General features: G+C 76.6%; 11 protein-coding genes. 5 read left to right on the top strand and 6 right to left on the bottom strand.

From position 1 onward, the window contains the following. Nucleotides 1–48: 48 nt before the first annotated feature. From ACFUVW_RS12250 to ACFUVW_RS12235, 4 genes are all read right to left on the bottom strand, one after another. Nucleotides 49–297 carry a WhiB family transcriptional regulator gene (locus ACFUVW_RS12250; RefSeq protein ID WP_166849954.1) on the bottom strand — a complete coding sequence of 83 codons (249 nt, stop codon included), beginning with the start codon at nt 295–297 and terminating at the stop codon, nt 49–51. A 128-nt stretch (nt 298–425) separates the two neighbouring features. Further along, the gene (locus ACFUVW_RS12245) at nt 426–5,255 is read right to left on the bottom strand and encodes an FtsK/SpoIIIE domain-containing protein (protein WP_430571602.1); all 4,830 of its coding nucleotides are present in this window, start codon (nt 5,253–5,255) and stop codon (nt 426–428) included. Nucleotides 5,256–5,312: 57 nt separating this feature from the next. Continuing rightward, nucleotides 5,313–7,949: an ABC transporter permease gene (locus tag ACFUVW_RS12240; protein WP_430571601.1), complete on the bottom strand. Its 2,637-nt coding sequence runs from the start codon at nt 7,947–7,949 to the stop codon at nt 5,313–5,315. Beyond that, nucleotides 7,946–8,740: an ABC transporter ATP-binding protein gene (locus tag ACFUVW_RS12235; protein WP_430571600.1), complete on the bottom strand. Its 795-nt coding sequence runs from the start codon at nt 8,738–8,740 to the stop codon at nt 7,946–7,948. The genes ACFUVW_RS12240 and ACFUVW_RS12235 overlap by 4 nt, the downstream gene beginning before the upstream one ends. A 408-nt stretch (nt 8,741–9,148) precedes the next feature. Here ACFUVW_RS12235 and ACFUVW_RS12230 point away from each other — a divergent pair, with 408 nt between their 5' ends. After that, nucleotides 9,149–10,081: a hypothetical protein gene (locus ACFUVW_RS12230; RefSeq protein WP_430571599.1), complete on the top strand. Its 933-nt coding sequence runs from the start codon at nt 9,149–9,151 to the stop codon at nt 10,079–10,081. Nucleotides 10,082–10,192: 111 nt separating this feature from the next. On the opposite strand, the gene ACFUVW_RS12225 is transcribed toward ACFUVW_RS12230, so the two are convergent. Beyond that, nucleotides 10,193–10,918: a response regulator gene (locus ACFUVW_RS12225; protein WP_430571598.1), complete on the bottom strand. Its 726-nt coding sequence runs from the start codon at nt 10,916–10,918 to the stop codon at nt 10,193–10,195. Further along, nucleotides 10,915–12,273, bottom strand: coding sequence for a sensor histidine kinase (locus ACFUVW_RS12220; protein WP_430571597.1), 1,359 nt, complete (start codon nt 12,271–12,273; stop codon nt 10,915–10,917). Before ACFUVW_RS12220 ends, ACFUVW_RS12225 begins: the two co-directional genes overlap by 4 nt. A 230-nt stretch (nt 12,274–12,503) precedes the next feature. Between ACFUVW_RS12220 and ACFUVW_RS12215 the strand changes: the two genes are divergently transcribed. Genes ACFUVW_RS12215 through purE form a run of 4 tightly spaced genes read left to right on the top strand, consistent with a single transcriptional unit; the run spans nt 12,504 to nt 16,406 of the window. Then, on the top strand, nt 12,504–13,187 hold the full coding sequence (locus ACFUVW_RS12215; protein WP_346456979.1) for a response regulator transcription factor: 684 nt from the start codon (nt 12,504–12,506) through the stop codon (nt 13,185–13,187). A gap of 24 nt (nt 13,188–13,211) precedes the next feature. Continuing rightward, nucleotides 13,212–14,555, top strand: coding sequence for an ATP-binding protein (locus ACFUVW_RS12210; protein WP_430571596.1), 1,344 nt, complete (start codon nt 13,212–13,214; stop codon nt 14,553–14,555). Nucleotides 14,556–14,610: 55 nt separating this feature from the next. After that, nucleotides 14,611–15,873, top strand: coding sequence for a 5-(carboxyamino)imidazole ribonucleotide synthase (locus ACFUVW_RS12205; protein WP_430571595.1), 1,263 nt, complete (start codon nt 14,611–14,613; stop codon nt 15,871–15,873). Further along, nucleotides 15,870–16,406 (top strand): 5-(carboxyamino)imidazole ribonucleotide mutase, encoded by a 537-nt coding sequence (purE, locus tag ACFUVW_RS12200; protein ID WP_430571594.1) that lies wholly within the window; start codon nt 15,870–15,872, stop codon nt 16,404–16,406. The genes ACFUVW_RS12205 and purE overlap by 4 nt, the downstream gene beginning before the upstream one ends. The last annotated feature ends 47 nt before the right edge of the window (nt 16,407–16,453 follow it).

The following is a 16,453-nucleotide window of genomic DNA, read 5'->3' as shown; positions in this document are numbered from 1 at the left end:
GGACCGCCCTGCGGTCCGTCCCTTCGTCGTGCTGCTGGCGACGCGGAGTCAGCCGGCGCGGCGGGCGCGCGCGGTGCGGCGCTTGAGCGCGCGGCGCTCGTCCTCGCTCATGCCGCCCCAGACGCCGGCGTCCTGACCGGACTCGATGGCCCACTTCAGGCAGGTGTCGACGACGTCGCAGCGACGGCACACGGCCTTGGCCTCCTCGATCTGCAGGAGCGCGGGGCCGGTGTTGCCGATGGGGAAGAAGAGCTCAGGGTCCTCGTCGAGGCAGGCGGCCTTGTGGCGCCAGTCCATGTCATCTCCTCGGTGCAGGGGGACCTGGTCCGTCAGGGGGGGCGCGTGAGGGCGCGCCAAACCAGGTCCGATGGGTGGGGGTTGATCTGCCGTCCAGCGTCACACCTCGTGAAGCGCGGCACAAGGGGTTACGTGAAAGTTTCTCCTGCATGAAGCGTGAGTGCTTCATCACACTGTCGTGAAACCGCAGGTCGCACGTATTCTGACGTGTCATGCGCGCTCCTGTCACCCCCTCGTCCGACGCCGACGGTGTTCCGGAGGGGTCCCGCCCGCCGGGCCTGAAGGTCGTCGCCGCGGGGGTCGTGATCGAGGCGGTCCTCCTCGTGGGCGCGGCCGGGATGGTCGGGGTCGAGCTCGTCCGCGGCGCTTCCCTCAGCGTAGCCGTGAGCGTCTTCCTCGTGCTCTTCTTCGTCGGGCTCGCGTGGCTGCTCGTCGGGTCCTGCCGAGCCCTGTGGGCGGGGCGCCACGGCGGCAGGGCGCCGATCGTCGTGTGGCAGATCATGCAGGGCCTCGTCGGCGTCAGCCTGCTGACCGCCGGGGTGGTCTGGGCGGTGCTCGCGGGCCTCGGCCTGCTGCTCGTCGCCGCCGCGGTGCTCGTCGCGGTGATGACCCGCCGGGTCGTCGAGGCGACGTCGGGCTGAGGCCGCGGCGGCCGGGACCGCGTCTGACGGCCGCGCCACCTGCACCGCCCGCACCCGCCCCGCCTGCACCAGCGCGCCGCGCCCCGGGCGGGCGGGTCCGGGGTCGACGCCGTCCGCGAGCGGCACGCCCAGCAGGTCGTCCGCCCCTCGTTCGCCCGGGTGCAGCACCACGCCGGTGCGTCGCGCGCGGAGCTCGGCGAGGGCGCCCCGGTGCGCCAGTGCCGTCCCCGTCGAGCTCGCCGCCGCCACGAGCACGAGGCCGGTCCCGTCGGTCAGCGCCGCGATCCGTTCCGCCTCCAGCGGGTGCTGCTGCGCGAGGACGTCGAGGTCGTCCACCACGAGCACCCCGGGGCCGCGACGAGCGTCCGCTCGGTGGTCCGCGGGTCCGTCGCCCGGTGACCCCGCCGGGCCGTCCGGCAGCCCGTCGAGCAGCCCGTCGAGCAGCCCGGACAGGGAGGCCGGCGACGGCGGCACGGCCGGGGCGTCGCCGGCGTCCCGGCGCAGCGCGGCGTCCCGCGCCACCACGCCGGCCAGCCGTCCCGTCGCCGCCAGCCGCCGGACGACGAGCCGCAGGACGGCGGTGCGGCCGCTGGCCCGCGGCCCGGTGACGAGGGCGCCCTGACCGACGTCCAGCGCGACCGGGGCGGCCGCGTCGCCGCCCACCCCGACCGGGACGAGCAGCGAGCCGGCGTCGTGCGGACCGGTGTCGTCCGGACCGGTGTCGTGGGGAACGGCGTCGTGCGGGCCGTCGGGCGGTCCTGCGAGGTGGCGGGGACCGCGCCCCCGCGGGGGCAGCAGCTCGGCCTCGTCGACGGTCGCGGGCAGGGGCCGGACCCGCACCGGCGCGGCGGCGGGCTGCGTGGCGCGGCGGCTGGGCCCGGTGTCCCGACCGGACGGTCCGCCCGGCAGCAGCACCTGGCACAGGACCTGCTCGCGCGCGAGCCACGCGGCGCGTCCCGCGGGCCCACCCCGGCCGGCGAGGTGCGTCGGCGCGCCGAGGAGCACGTCGGCGTGCGCCTCACCGCCGAGCAGCACCAGCCGCGGACCGGTCCGCGCGGCGAGCCCTCCGAGCGTCGCGCCGTCGGAGGCGAGCGCGAACGCGACGCCGGGCGTGGCCAGCGCGCGCACCAGCGGGTCCCACGGGTCCGGCCCGGCGAGCGCGGCGCGCAGCTCGTCGACGCCGTCGACCACGACGAGCGTCCGTGCCGGCGCCTGTGTCCCGCCCCTCGCCAGCAGGCGCAGCAGCCGGGCCGCCCGACGCGGCGACGCGGGGCCGGCGAGGGTGCCGAGGCCCGGGTGGCGCTCGAGCGGCGTGAACCGGGCCAGGGCGGCGGCCGGGGCCAGCACGTGCACGTGCCAGCCCTCGTCCAGCGCCGCCCCCGCCAGGGTCTGGAGCGTCGTCGTCCGTCCGGAGCGCGCCCGGCCCACGACGGCCAGGTGCCCGGTGTCCGGGTCCCAGCGCACGACGGTGCGGCGCTGGCGGTCGGGGTCGTCGCCCAGCGCGAGGGGGAGGCCCTTCGGGTCGTCGCCGGAGTCGTCGTCGGAGCCGTCGTCGGCCTCGACGAGGTCCCGGACCCGGACGCGCTCGGGCAACGGGGGCAGCCAGGGGGCGGCGCCGGGACGAAGGCCCCGCTCGGCGGCGGCGCGCACGGAGGCGTCGACGAGCGTGCCGACGAGCCCCGAGCGCGCGCCGGCGTCCGCGGGGTGCTCCGGCGGGTCGGGCACCGACGGTGCGGCCGAGGGCGGAGACGCCCAGTCCGGAGCGCGGCGCACCCGGTCCTCGGGCGCAGCGGGGCGCGCCGCGGCGTGGGCGCACTGGAGCGCCACCGGCGGTTCGGCCCCGCGACGCAGGACGGCGCGCCCCGGCGTGCCCGGCACGATGCGGGCGGCCGCGGGCGTCTCGACCACGTCGAGCGAGTCCGCGGCGTCCACGACGCGCAGCGCGAGCCGCGCCGAGACGTTGGCCCGCACGTCGGCGCTCACGGCCCCCGCGGGCCGCTGCGTCGCGAGCACGAGGTGCACGCCCAGGGAGCGCCCCTGCGCCGCCACGCGCAGCAGGCCGGGCAGGAAGTCCGGAAGGTCGTCGGCGAGGGCGCGGAACTCGTCCACCACCACGACGAGCCGGGGCGGGGCGTCGGGCGACCCCGGGGGCAGCGCGGCGAGGTCCGCCGCCCCGTGCCGGGCGAGGACGTGCTCGCGCCGGCGCAGCTCCGCCCGGAGCCCGGCCAGGGCGCGCCCAGCGAGCCCGGGGTCGAGGTCCGTGACCTGGCCGACGACGTGCGGCAGCCGTCCGCACGCGCCGAACGACGCACCGCCCTTGAAGTCGACGAGCGCGAGCGCGACGTCGCGCGGCGACCGCCGCGTCGCGAGCCCCAGCACGAGCGACTGCAGCAGCTCGGACTTGCCCGCTCCCGTGGTGCCCGCCACGAGCAGGTGGGGGCCGTCCGCCACGAGGTCGAAGGTCACGGGCCGGCCGCGGGCGTCGCGTCCGAGCGGCACCGCCCAGCCGGCGGCGGCGTCCCAGGCAGGGCCCGGATCGAACAGGCCGTCGGTCGGCCCGTCGAGCAGGTCGACCAGCGGGACCGCCGCGGGGATCCGCGGGTCGGTCGGGTCGCCGTCGTCGCCGGCCCGTCCCGCCTCATCGTGACCGTCCGCCGAGTCCAGCGCCCCCAGGGACCGTCGCAGGCCCGCCAGACCGGCGACGAGGCGCGCGACCTGCTCCGCCCAGGCCTCGTCGACCCCGACGAGCGGCGCGGCGCCGGCCGAGCCGTCGGGGGCCGCCCGCCGGACCCGGCCCGCGCGCACGCGCCACGTGGTGCGGCACCACGACGGCACGGGCGCGCCGTCGGGCAGGCACAGCAGCACGGCGCCGCCGCGCGCGAGCACGTCGGCGGGTCGCGCGGTGACCGCGGTGGCGTCGGGCGTGCCGGGCGTGTCGACCACGAGCAGGGGCGGGCCGGAGCCCGGCAGCCAGCGGCACCACGACCAGGCGTCGCGCGCCCCCACGACGTCCACCGCCGCGCCGGCCGCCGCGAGCTCGGCGACCACCGACCGTGCGGCCGCGAGCACGTCCGCACGCGCCCCCACCACGGCGATCGCGCCGTCCGGGACCAGCTCGGCGACCGCCCGGGCCGCCGCCGTCCCCGATCCCGCGTCGTGCGCGCCCTCGGGACCGCCGCTGCCCCGACGGAGAGCCGGGAGACCCGGTCGTGCCGCCCCGGCGAGAGGGCCGGCTGTGCGAGCCCGGGCCGCAGCCCGCGCGCACGCGGCGTCCCACGCACCGTCGGACGCCTGGTGCGCCGCGACCAGCCGGGCGAGCAGCGGGCCGGGCGCCCCGCCCACGACGCGGGGCGGCACACCGCCGTGCTCCGCCGCGGGGCCGGACGGCGGACCGCCGGAGGTGGGCGACGGATCCGTCCCGCTGCGCCGTCGGCGCCGCGCGGCGAGGAGCTGGGGCACGAGGGTCGCGACGCCGAGCAGGGAGAACAGGGCGTAGGCCGGCTGACGCAGCACCGCGGCGAGCACCAGGGAGCCCACGACGGGCAGCGCGGCGGTGGCGAGCATCCCCGCGCCGGGCCCGGACGTCGACACCGCCTCGGCGCTGTCGCCGGCACGGCCGGGGGCGGCGTCGAGCCAGGCCGCCACCGTTCCCGAGCGGTGCAGAGTCCACGTGCGCGCGCCCTGGGGGCCCGTCACCTCGAGCGCGCCGTCGGCGCGCCAGCGGCGCGGCACGCGCCCCACCACCCGCGCACGCCGTCGTGCAGGGGCCGTCCCCCGGACGATCCGGGCCGCCCCGCGCGGCCCGCGGGCAGGCCCCGTGAGCCGCACGGTGACGCGGTCCGGCCGCCGCGGGTCGACGCGAACCAGCACGGCGCGATCGGGCGGCGCGCCCGCGTCGCCGGGCAGCGCGGTCGACGTGCCGGGCGACAGGGCGACGGTCGCGCCGGCGGTCGGGCCGTCGGCGCGGGCGGCGAGCCACGGCCCGTCGAGGACGGCGGCCGCCGGGCCGGTGCTGCCCGCTCGCGCGCGCCCGCCTCCGGCGTCGTCGTGCAGGGTGACGACGGCCCCGGGCAGGAGCGGGCGGTGCCCGACGACGTCGTCGTCGGACACGAGGACGCCGCCGGCGCACAACGGGACGTGCCGCAGCTCGGGCCGGCGCAGGAGGTCGGCGAGCCCCGCCCGGCACGCGCCGAACGGCACGCCCGCGGGCAGGAGCACGTCCTCTCCCGGACGCACGGTGACCCGGACGTCGTTCGCCCGCCCCCGGGCGGGGCCGGGTGCGGGGACGACGAGGGCGGGCACCGTGGAGGTCGACATGACCTCCAGGGTGCCCGCCCGGGGCGGCCGTCGCGGACGGCCTGTGGACAACTCCGGCTACTCGCTCGCCAGCGCCTCCACCGGCGAGGTCTTCACCGCGGTGCGGGCGGGGGCGACGGACGCCACCAGCCCGGCCACGGCCGCCACGACGAGCATCACCAGCACGTCGCGCCACGGGACCACGATGACGGGGGAGCCCGCCCAGCCGAGCGCCGCCGCGGCGCCCGCCCAGCCGTACACCAGGCCCAGCAGCACGCCGAGCACGGCACCGACCAGGGCGATCAGCAGGCCCTCGACCGCGAGCATGCCGCGCAGCTGGCCCTTCGACAGCCCGATCGCCCGCAGGGTGGCGGACTCCCGGCGCCGGTCGATGACCGACAGCGACAGCGTGTTCGCCACGCCGATCAGCGCGATCACGACGGCCGCCGCGAGCAGCCCCACGACGATCCCCAGCGCGGTGTCGATCACCTGCTGGAAGCCGGCGCGCTCGACCGCCGCGCCCACGACGTCGGCGGGCGCCTCCGTGTCGGCCACGGCGTCCTGGATGGACGGGACGACGGCCGCGGCGTCGGTCGGGTCGTCGAGGCCCACCCAGAGGCTGGTGACGGGGGCGTCGGCGTCGAGCGAGGCCAGGTCGTCCGGCACGACGAGGAGGCCGCTGTCCGCGAGCTCGGTGATCGCGGCCGTGACGTCGAGGGTCCCGTCGGGACCGGTGAGGGTGAGGCGCTGCCCCTCGCTGACGCCCCAGACGTCGGCGACGTCCTCCGGCACCACGGCCGTGCCCTTCGCGAGAGGCTCGACCATCTCCGTGCTGCGCATCGCGGACGCCGCGTCGTCCGGCGTCACGCCGCGGACCGTGAGCGCGAGGCCCTCGTCCACGCCGTCGCCCGTCACCGTGGCGGCCGTCGCGGGGGTCTCGACGACGCCGGAGACGCCGGTGACGTCGCCCACGGTGCCGGCCAGCGCCGACGGGACGGGCGTCACGGTGGCGTCGCCGGCCGCGACGCTCGTCGGGTCGCTCGACAGGTCGGTCGAGACGGTGACGTCCACGGGGTAGCGGGAGTCCAGCTCGGAGTCCATGGTCACCCGGGCGCTCGCCGCGCCGGTCGACATCATGCCGACGAGCGTGACGCCGATGAGCAGCGCGGTGGACGTCGCGGCGGTGCGCCGCGGGTTGCGCAGCGTGTTCGCGGCCGCGAGCCGCGCCGTCGGGCCGGACATGCCGACCAGGCGGCCGGCGAGGGCCACCACGCGGGGCAGCCAGAACACCGAGCCCACCAGGACGCCGACGAACGACAGCGCGCCGCCGGCGACGCCGAGCAGGAGCCCTGTGGTGGGCTCCTGGCCCACCGTGCTCATCGCGACACCGCCGCCCAGGAGGGCGAAGCCGATCACGGAGACGAGGATCGAGAGCACCAGGCGCACGCGGCCCGCGCCGCGGGCCGCCGACGGCGCGTCGGCGGGGCGGAGCGCCTCGAGCGGGGCGACGCGCGTCGCGGCCCGGGCGGGGGAGAGCGCCGCGACCAGCGTCACGAGGGTGCCCACCGCCAGGGGGATGAGCACGACGGCGGGCGTGATCGTGACCGTCGCCGGCAGCGGGACCCCCAGGTCCATGCCGCGGCCGATCGTGAGCGCGGCCTGACCCAGCCCGACGCCGGCCACCAGGCCGACCGCGGAGGACAGCAGGCCCAGCACGGCCGCCTCGAACAGCACCGACCGCCGCAGCTGGCCCTTGTCCGCACCCACGCAACGCAGCAGGGCGAGCGTGCGGGTGCGCTGGGCGACCAGCACCTGGAACGTGTTCGCGATGACCAGCGCGGCGACGAGCAGCGCGACGGCCGCGAAGACCAGCACGAACAGCGTGAACATGACGTTCTCGCCGCCGGTCATGGCGCTGGCGACCGACTCGGCGTGCTCCTCGGGCGTCACGACCTTGAGGTCGGCGGTGTCGGCACCGGACGCCGCGGCCGCGTTGGTGAGCGCGCCGGTGACGGCCGTGCGGGCGGCCTCGACGTCGGTGCCGTCGTCGAGGGTGACGAGCACGGTCGTCGGCTCGAGGGACTCCTCGCCCGGGGCGTAGAGGTCGGCCTCCCACGTGGCGACGTCCGCCGCGGGGGCGACGGCCGCGCCGCCCTGCATGGAGTACGCGCCGAACGGGTCGGTGAGCGTGCCCGACACGGTGAGCTGCTCGCGGACCTCGGACCAGGCGTCCTCCTCGGAGCTCTGGTCGCCCTCGAGGACGTTGCGCACGAGGGTGACGGCGTCGCCCGGGGCCGCGTCGAGGCGTTCCGCGACGTCGACCGGCAGCGCGATCTCGCCCGAGGCCTCGGGCAGCGCGCCGTCGGCGACCTCGAGCGGCAGCACGCTCGTGTCCGTGGGCTCGGCCAGCACGCCCTGGTAGATGGTGCGGCCGCCCGACTCGAGCTGCTGGTACGTCATGAGCTGCGGGTCGGCGGTGGCGACGCCGTCGGCGCCGCGGACGGCGTCGAGGGCGGCGTCGTCCGCGGGGACGCCGCGGACCACGAGGTCGGCGCCCGTGAACTGGGCGGCGATCGAGTCGTAGGTGGTGCGGGTGATGACGTTGCCCGCGAGGAGGGTGATCGCGACGAACGCGGTGCCGATGACGATCGCGAGGCCGGCGGCGGCGAGCCGGCCGGCGCTGCGCCGCATCTGCGACAGGGTGAGGCGGATCATCGCGAGGCCACCGTCCGCAGCGCGTCGAGACCGGCGAGGGCGGACTCCGGCGTCGGGTCCGTGATGTCGCCCGCGATCTTGCCGTCGGCGATGAGGACGACGCGGTCCGCGTACGCGGCGGCCGCCGGGTCGTGGGTGACCATGATGATCGTGCGGCCGAGCTCGCGCACCGAGCGGCGCAGGAAGCTCAGCACCTCCGCGCCGGAGCGGGAGTCGAGGTTGCCCGTGGGCTCGTCGGCGAACACGACGTCGGGCTGGGCGATGAGGGCGCGCGCGATGGCGACGCGCTGCTGCTGGCCGCCGGACAGCTCGCTCGGGCGGTGGGTGAGCCGCTTGCTCAGCCCGAGGGTGTCCACGAGCGTGCCGAGCCACTTCCGGTCGACGGTGCCGCCGGCCAGCTCGACCGGCAGCGTGATGTTCTGCTCGGCCGTGAACATCGGCAGCAGGTTGAACTGCTGGAACACGAAGCCCACGCGGGTGCGGCGCAGCGCGGTGAGGGCCTTGTCGTTCAGGCCGGTCACCTCGGTGGAGCCGATGAACGACTGCCCGCTCGTGGCCGAATCGAGGCCGGCGAGCAGGTGCATGAGGGTCGACTTGCCCGAGCCGGACGGGCCCATGATCGCGGTGAAGCGGCCGGCCGTGAAGTCGACGTCGACGCCGTCCAGGGCGCGCACCTGCGCCTCGCCGCGGCCGTACGTCTTGGTCAGGGCGCGGGCCCGCACGGCCGGGGTGACGGTCGGTCGGGCGGCGGTGCCCTCGTCGGGGATCGGGACGTACACGGTCGTGTCCACGGAAGCTCTCCGGTGTCTCGGGGTGGTGGCCCGGGAGCTCCGCGGAGCCCTCGGACCAGGACACCACCGACGCTACGGAGCGCCCGCGCCGCCGACATCGGCCCGAGGGTGGGTCCTTGCGAGCTCCCAGGTCATCCTCAGGTATGACACCGACCCTGACCCGTACCCTGAACGCCCCCTGACCTGCGCCCTCACCGAGTTGTCAGGACCACGCGCACGTTCCCGTGCTCCTGGCCCTGACAGGTCGCCGGCGCGTCGGGTTGTCAGGGCCTGGAGAAGGTTTCGGCGGTCGTGGCCCTGACAACTCGCGGGTGGGAGGCTGCCCACAGCAGGCACCTTCGACCGGGCTTCCCCAGCGGGTCGGTCGCGGGCGGTGGCCGTGGGGTGAGGCCCCGCACGCTCATCGGCATGACCGGATCGCGTGAGGTGTACGTCAGCGTCGACGGGCTGCGGGAGCTCGTCGACCGGCAGCACGGTGTGGTGACCCGCTCGCAGCTTTCCCGCTTGGGCGTCGGCCCTCCCGAGGTGGCCTGTCACCTGGCCGCCCTGCGGTGGCGGGCGTTGAGCGAGCAGGTGCTCGTCACGCACCGCGGCCCGCTGACCCGGGCAGCGCGACGCTGGGCGGCGGTGCTCGGAGCTCCGGCCGGGAGCGTCATCGGCGCCTGGAGCGCGCTCGAGGTCGGTGGCCTGGAGGGCTGGCACCGCGACCCGATCCACGTCGTCGTCCCCCGTGGCGCCTACCCCGACCGCCACCCCTGGCTCGTGGTGCACGAGTCGCGACGCCTGCGCGAGGAGGACGCCGTCGACGCCGGCGGGCTGCCGGTGCACAGCATCGCGCGGGCCGCGGTCGACGCCGGGGCGTGGCAGCGTTCGTGGCGCACCGCGGCGGGCCTGATGGCCGCCGTCGTGCAGCAACGCCTGGGGGCGACGGACGACCTGTTTGCCATGCTCGACACGGTCGGCAAGGTCCGGCACCGCAAGGTGATGCGGCTGGCGCTCGCGGACATCGTCGGCGGCGCGGACTCGCTCGCGGAGATCGACTTCGCCCGGCTGTGCCGCCGGGGCGGGCTGCCCGAGCCCGCCCGGCAGGCGGTCCGCACCGACGCCCGCGGACGACGGCGGTTCCTCGACGTGGAGTGGCGGCTGCCGGGTGGGCGCCGGTTCGTCGTCGAGATCGACGGCGTCGGCCACCTCGAGCGCGACCGCTGGTACGACGACCTCCTGCGCGACGCCGAGCTCGGCGCCGACGCCGCCACCGTGCGCATCCGGCTGCCCGCGATGGCCGCGCGCTACGAGCCGGAGCGGGTGCTCGCCGTCGTGCGCCGCCACCTCGGCTGGTGACCTGTCAGGACCAGGAGCAGCAGAACGTGCGCGTGGCCCTGACAACTCGGGGAGCCGCGAGTTGTCAGGACCAGAGCCACGGGAACGTGCGCGTGGCCCTGACAACTCGGGTCAGGAGCCGGGGCGGACCAGGCCGGTCTCGTAGGCGGTCACGACGGCCTGCACGCGGTCGCGGGCGTCGAGCTTGGCGAGGATGCGCCCGACGTGCGTCTTCACGGTGGCCTCGGCGACGAACAGGTCGGCGGCGATCTCGGTGTTGGACCGGCCGCGGGCCATGAGCACCAGCACCTCGCGCTCGCGGTCGGTGAGGCCCGCCAGCGCGTCGTGCTGCGGTGCGGCCTCGTCCGCGGGCAGCGCCGTCACCAGGTGCTCCAGCAGGCGGCGGGTGGACGACGGCGCGATGACGGCGTCCCCGGCGTGCACGGTGCGGATCGCGGCGAGCATCTCCTCGGGCGGCGCGTCCTTGAGCAGGAAGCCGGAGGCGCCGCTGCGGATGGCCTCGAGGACGTACTCGTCCAGGTCGAACGTGGTGAGCACGATGACGCGCGGCGCGTCGGGCGCGGCGGTGAGGCGGGCGGTGGCGGTGAGCCCGTCGAGGTGCGGCATGCGCACGTCCATGAGCACGACGTCGACCCGGTGGTCGGCGAGCAGCCGCAGCGCCTGCGCGCCGTCGCCGGCCTCGAGCGCGACCTCCAGGTCCGGCTGCGAGTCGATGACCATGCGGAAGCCCGCGCGCACGAGCTGCTGGTCGTCGACCAGCGCGACGCGCACGACGCCGCCCGCGGGTGCGGGCACGGGTCCGGGCGCGGGCGGCGCGACGTCGGCGGGCGGGGTCATGCGTCCTCCTGGGTGGTGGTCGGCGCGGGCGGGGCGGTCACCGGCGCACCGGGCAGCGGCAGCTCGAGGTGCACGCGGAAGCCGCCGCCGCGGCGGGGCCCGGTCTCGAGCGTGCCGCCGTACAGGTTGGCCCGCTCGCGCATCCCGCGCAGGCCGAACCCGGGGTCGTTACTGGTGGCGGCGGCGCCGCGCCCGTCGTCGAGCACCTCGAGCTCGACGGTCGACGGCGTCCAGCGCACCGCGACGGTCACGGCGGGGTCGGGGCCGGCGTGCTTGCGCACGTTGGTCAGCGACTCCTGGCACACGCGGTACAGGGTGAGCCCCATCCCCGCGGGCAGCGTGCGCGGCTCGCCGACGCGTACCAGAGAGACACGCTGCCCGCCGTCCCGCGCCTGCGCCACGAGGTCCTCGATCTCCTCCACGCCGGGCTGCGGCGCGGGGCGTGCCTGGCGCGGCTCGTCCCCGGCCGAGGCGGCCCGCTCGCCCCCGCTCGTCGCACCGGCGGTGAGCGCGGCCGTCGGCGTGGAGCCGGTCGCGGGCTCGAGGCGCGCGGTGTCCTCGTCGTCCTGCGACCGCAGCACGCCGAGCAGGCGGCGCATGTCGGTCAGCGCGGTGCGACCGGTCTCGCTGATGGTGCCCAGGGCGCGCACGGCGGCCGCGGGGTCGGACGCCGCGGCGTACCGGCCGCCGTCGGCCTGCGCGACGACGATGGAGAGGGAGTGCGCGACGATGTCGTGCATCTCGCGGGCGATGCGGGCGCGCTCGGCGGCGGCGCTGATCCGGGCCTGCTGGTCGCGCTCGATCTCGAGGCGGTGCGCGCGGTCGCGCAGCGCGTCCATGGTGACGCGCCGGGATCGCCGCACCAGCGCGAAGGCCCAGACGGCGAGACCCGTGACCAGGCAGAAGACCCCCACCGGGACCATCTCGAGCACGGCGGAGGCGCTCTGGCCGGCGCGGATGCCGACGGTGATCGGCAGCACGACGACGCTCCCCACGGCCGTCGCGCAGATCGCGGTGACGTGCGCCCAGGTCGGGCCGTAGACGGTCACCGAGAACAGGGCGACGAGCACGAGCAGGTCGCCCGGCATGATCATCGGGTACCCGGCGAGCATGTGCGCGAGCGCGACGGCGAAGATCGCGACGGCGGACGGCACGGGCCGGGTGCGGCGCCAGGGGAGCGGGGCGAGCAGCGCGAACGTCCACGCCACGGACCCGGCGCGGGAGAGGTAGGGGTCGGCCGTGTAGACGTCCGTCGCGGCCACGAGCATGAAGCCGGCGAGCACCACCGTCGTCGTCAGGTCGACGCCGAAGCGGTGCGCCTCGAACCAGCGCCCCATCCTCTCGATCCAGCTCATGTCCGCCAGGGTAGGTGGGCGCCGGGGCGGCCGCGTCCGCCCGGGGGCGGACCCGCCGCGACGCCCGTCGTCCCGCGGGGGGACCCCGTGGCGTGCGCGGACGGCGGGCGCGGGTGCCGCCGTCGAGGACGGCGACGTGCCGGTGCGTCATCTCCATGTCACACCCGACTGGCGCCGACGCGGCGTGGGGAGGGGTCCAGGACCAGCGACGTTGCCGCTAGCATGAGGGAATGACCCACGTACTGCTGGCCGAGGACGACCCGGCTATTGCCGAGCCTTTGGCGCGGGCTCTCACGCGTGAGGGTTACGACGTCATCGTGCAAGGAACTGGTCAAGGAGCCGTCGACAACGCCGGGAACGCGGACATCGTCGTCCTCGATCTGGGCCTTCCGGACATGGACGGCCTGGACGTCGCGCGCGAGATCCGCGGCTCCGGGCTGACGGTGCCGGTGCTGGTGCTCACGGCTCGCGCGGACGAGGTGGACCTGGTCGTCGGGCTCGACGCGGGCGCCGACGACTACGTGACGAAGCCGTTCCGCCTCGCGGAGCTGCTCGCCCGCGTCCGGGCGCTGCTGCGCCGCACGCACGGCGAGACGGGCGAGGACGAGGAGCTGCGCGCGCAGGACGTGCGGGTGGACGTCTCCGCGCACCGCGCGTTCCAGGGCGAGCGCGAGCTGCACCTGACCACCAAGGAGTTCGACCTGCTCAAGGTGCTGGTCGCGAACGCCGGGTCGGTCGTGGTGCGCGACACGCTGATGCGCGACGTCTGGGGCTCCGACCCGGTCGGTTCCACCAAGACGCTCGACATGCACGTGTCGTGGCTGCGCCGCAAGCTCGGCGACGACGCCAACGCCCCGCGCTACGTCTCCACCGTGCGAGGGCTCGGGTTCCGCTTCGAGCTCGGCGCGAGCTGACGCCGACGGGACAGGGCTGACCTCGTGCGTCGCCGCGTCCTGCTGGCGACCATCTCCGCGGTCGCCGTCGCCGTGCTCCTGCTCGGCGTCCCCCTCGGCATCTTCGGGGCCCGGTACGTCCTGGCCACCGAGGAGCAGCGCGTCACCAACCGGGTGGACACGCTCGCGCGCAGCGTCGACAACACGCTCGAGCGGGGCGACGTCGTCGAGGAGGCGACGGTGCAGCGCGCGGCCGAGGGCAGCGAGGGCGACCTGCCCGCGTACGTCGTCGTGACCCTGCCGGACGGCACCCAGCTCACGGCGGGCGAGCCGGTCTCCCCGCCGACGATCGACAAGGCGAAGCTCACCGACAAGAACGTCGGCGTGTCGATGACGGTGTCGGCCATCGGCGCGTACGTGAAGTCCGCGCAGACGGTGGTGCTGGTCATCATCGCGGGCATCGTCGCGATCGCGGCCGGCATCGCCGTGGCGGTGTGGCAGGCGAACCGGCTGTCCGCGCCTCTGGTCTACCTCGCGGCGTCCGCCGAACAGCTCGGGTCGGGGCAGGTGCGCCCGCGCCTCGAGCCGTCGGGCGTCGAGGAGATCGACCTCGTCGCCGCGGAGCTCGCCCGGTCCGCCGACCGGCTCGCGGGCCGGCTCGCGGCCGAGCGGCAGTTCACGCAGGACGCGTCGCACCAGCTGCGCACGCCGCTGACGGCGCTCACGATGCGGTTGGAGGAGATCACCCTCGCCTCCGACGACCCCGAGGTCGTCGAGGAGGCGCGCATCTCGCTGGAGCAGGTGGAACGGCTGGTCACCGTCGTCGACGACCTGCTCGCCGCGTCGCGCCGGTCGCAGGGCGGCACCACGGAGGCCGTCGTGCTGGCCGACGTCGTGCTCCAGCAGGAGGAGGAGTGGGCGCCCACGTTCGAGCGGGCCGGGCGCCGGCTCGTCATCGAGGTCCCCGACGGGATGCAGGTGCTCGCGACGCCGGGGGCCCTGGCGCAGATCATCGCCACCCTGCTGGAGAACTCGCTCAAGTACGGCGACGGGACGACGACGGTGCGCTCGCGCCCGTCGGGCACGACCGGCGCGGTCGCGATCGAGGTCGCCGACGAGGGGGAGGGCGTGGCCGACGACGTCGCGACGCGGATCTTCGAGCGCGGCACGACGACGGGCGGCAGCACCGGCCTCGGCCTCGCGCTGGCACGGGACCTGGCGGCCGCCGACGGCGGGCGGCTCGACCTGGTGCAGCGCCGGCCCCCGGTCTTCGCGCTCTTCCTCGCGGGCGTGCCCCGCACGCTCGACCCGCACCTGGTGCTGCCGCCGGGCACGACGATCTCGTCGCGCGGCCGCCGGCGGGGCTGGCTGCACCACCACGGCGACTGAGCCGGCCGGTCCGGCGAGGACGGGCGCGGACCCGCGGCCGGTATCCTCGGTGCCCGTGACCGGACCCACCACAGCCTCAGCCAGCCCTGCCAGCGCAGCCCCTGTCGTCGCCGTCGTGGGGGGCGGCCAGCTCGCCCGCATGATGGCGCCCGCCGCCGCCGAGCTGGGGGTGGGCCTGCGGGTGCTGGTCGAGGACCCGGCGTCGTCGGCCGCGCAGGTGGTCACCGACGCGCCGGTCGGCGTGGCGAGCGACGACGCCGCGATTCGCGCCCTCATCGCCCCCGACGACGGGCGAGCCCCGGCCGCGGTGCTCACGTTCGAGCACGAGCACGTGCCGAACGCGCTGCTGCAGGACCTCATCGACCACGGCACGCCCGTCCGCCCCGGCCCGGACGCGCTGGTCCAGGCGCAGGACAAGATCGTCATGCGGCGCCGCCTCACCGAGCTGGGCCTGCCGTGCCCGCGCTGGGCCGCGCTGCCGACCGACCCGGCCGCCGCGCGCGAGGCGCTCGCCGCGTTCCTCGCGGACGAGACCGGGCACGAGGCCGTGGTGAAGACCTCTCGGGGCGGCTACGACGGCAAGGGCGTGCGCGTCGTGTCGTCGCCCGACGACGTCGCGGACTGGCTGCAGGCCGCCGCCGACGGCGCCCCGCCGCTGCTGGTCGAGCGGAAGGTGCCGTTCGTGCGCGAGCTCGCGGCGCTCGTCGCGCGCCGCCCGTCCGGCGAGGTGCGCACCTGGCCGGTGGTCGAGTCGGTGCAGCGCGACGGCGTCTGCGCCGAGGTCGTCGCGCCGGCGCCCGACCTCGACCCGGCGGTGGATGCCGAGGCGCGCCGGATCGCCGTCGCGGTCGCGGAGGGGCTGGGCGTGACCGGCGTCCTCGCCGTCGAGCTGTTCGAGACCCGCGAGGCCGACGGCGCCGCCGCGGTGTGGGTCAACGAGCTCGCGATGCGTCCCCACAACTCCGGCCACTGGACCATCGACGGCGCGGTGACGAGCCAGTTCGAACAGCACCTGCGCGCCGTGCTCGACCTGCCGCTCGGCGACACCGCCGCCCGCGCGCCCTGGACCGTGATGGCCAACGTGCTCGGCTCGAGCCTCGACGCCCTCACCGACGCGCTGCCCGACGTGCTCGCACGGTTCCCCGAGGCCCGCGTCAACCTGTACGGCAAGGGCATCCGCCCGGGGCGCAAGCTCGGGCACGTCAACGTCAGCGGCACGGACCTCGACGAGGTGCGCCGCCGCGCGCTCGACGCCGCCGCGCTGCTGCGCGGCGAGAGCACGACCACCAGCACCGGCACCACCAAGGAGCACGCATGAGCACGCCCGCCGTCGGCATCGTCATGGGGTCGGACTCGGACTGGCCGGTCATGGAGGCCGCCGCCGACGCGCTGGCCGAGCTGGGCGTGGAGGTCGAGGTCGACGTCGTCTCGGCGCACCGCATGCCGACGGAGATGATCGACTACGGCCGCACCGCGTCCGAGCGGGGCCTGCGCGCCATCGTCGCGGGCGCCGGCGGCGCCGCGCACCTGCCCGGGATGCTGGCCGCGGTGACGCCGCTGCCGGTGATCGGGGTGCCCGTGCCGCTGCGCCACCTCGACGGCATGGACTCGCTCCTGTCCATCGTGCAGATGCCCGCCGGGGTCCCGGTCGCGACCGTCTCCATCGGCGGGGCGCGCAACGCGGGCCTGCTCGCCGCGCGCATCCTCGCCTCGGGCACCGACGCCGAATCGCTCGCGTTGCGCGAGCGCATGGTCGCGTTCCAGGCCGAGCTCGGCGACGTCGCGCGGGCGAAGGGGGAGAAGGTGCGCGCGTCCCGCGAGGGTGCGCGCCGCACCGGCTTCTCCGCCTGAGCCCATGCCGAGGTAGTTCGAAACCCCGTGAGGTAGTGGTCCGGACC

Source organism: Isoptericola sp. NPDC057391 (assembly GCF_042668085.1).
Taxonomy (GTDB): Bacteria; Actinomycetota; Actinomycetes; order Actinomycetales; family Cellulomonadaceae; genus Isoptericola.
This window is presented reverse-complemented; position numbering and strand designations above follow the sequence as displayed.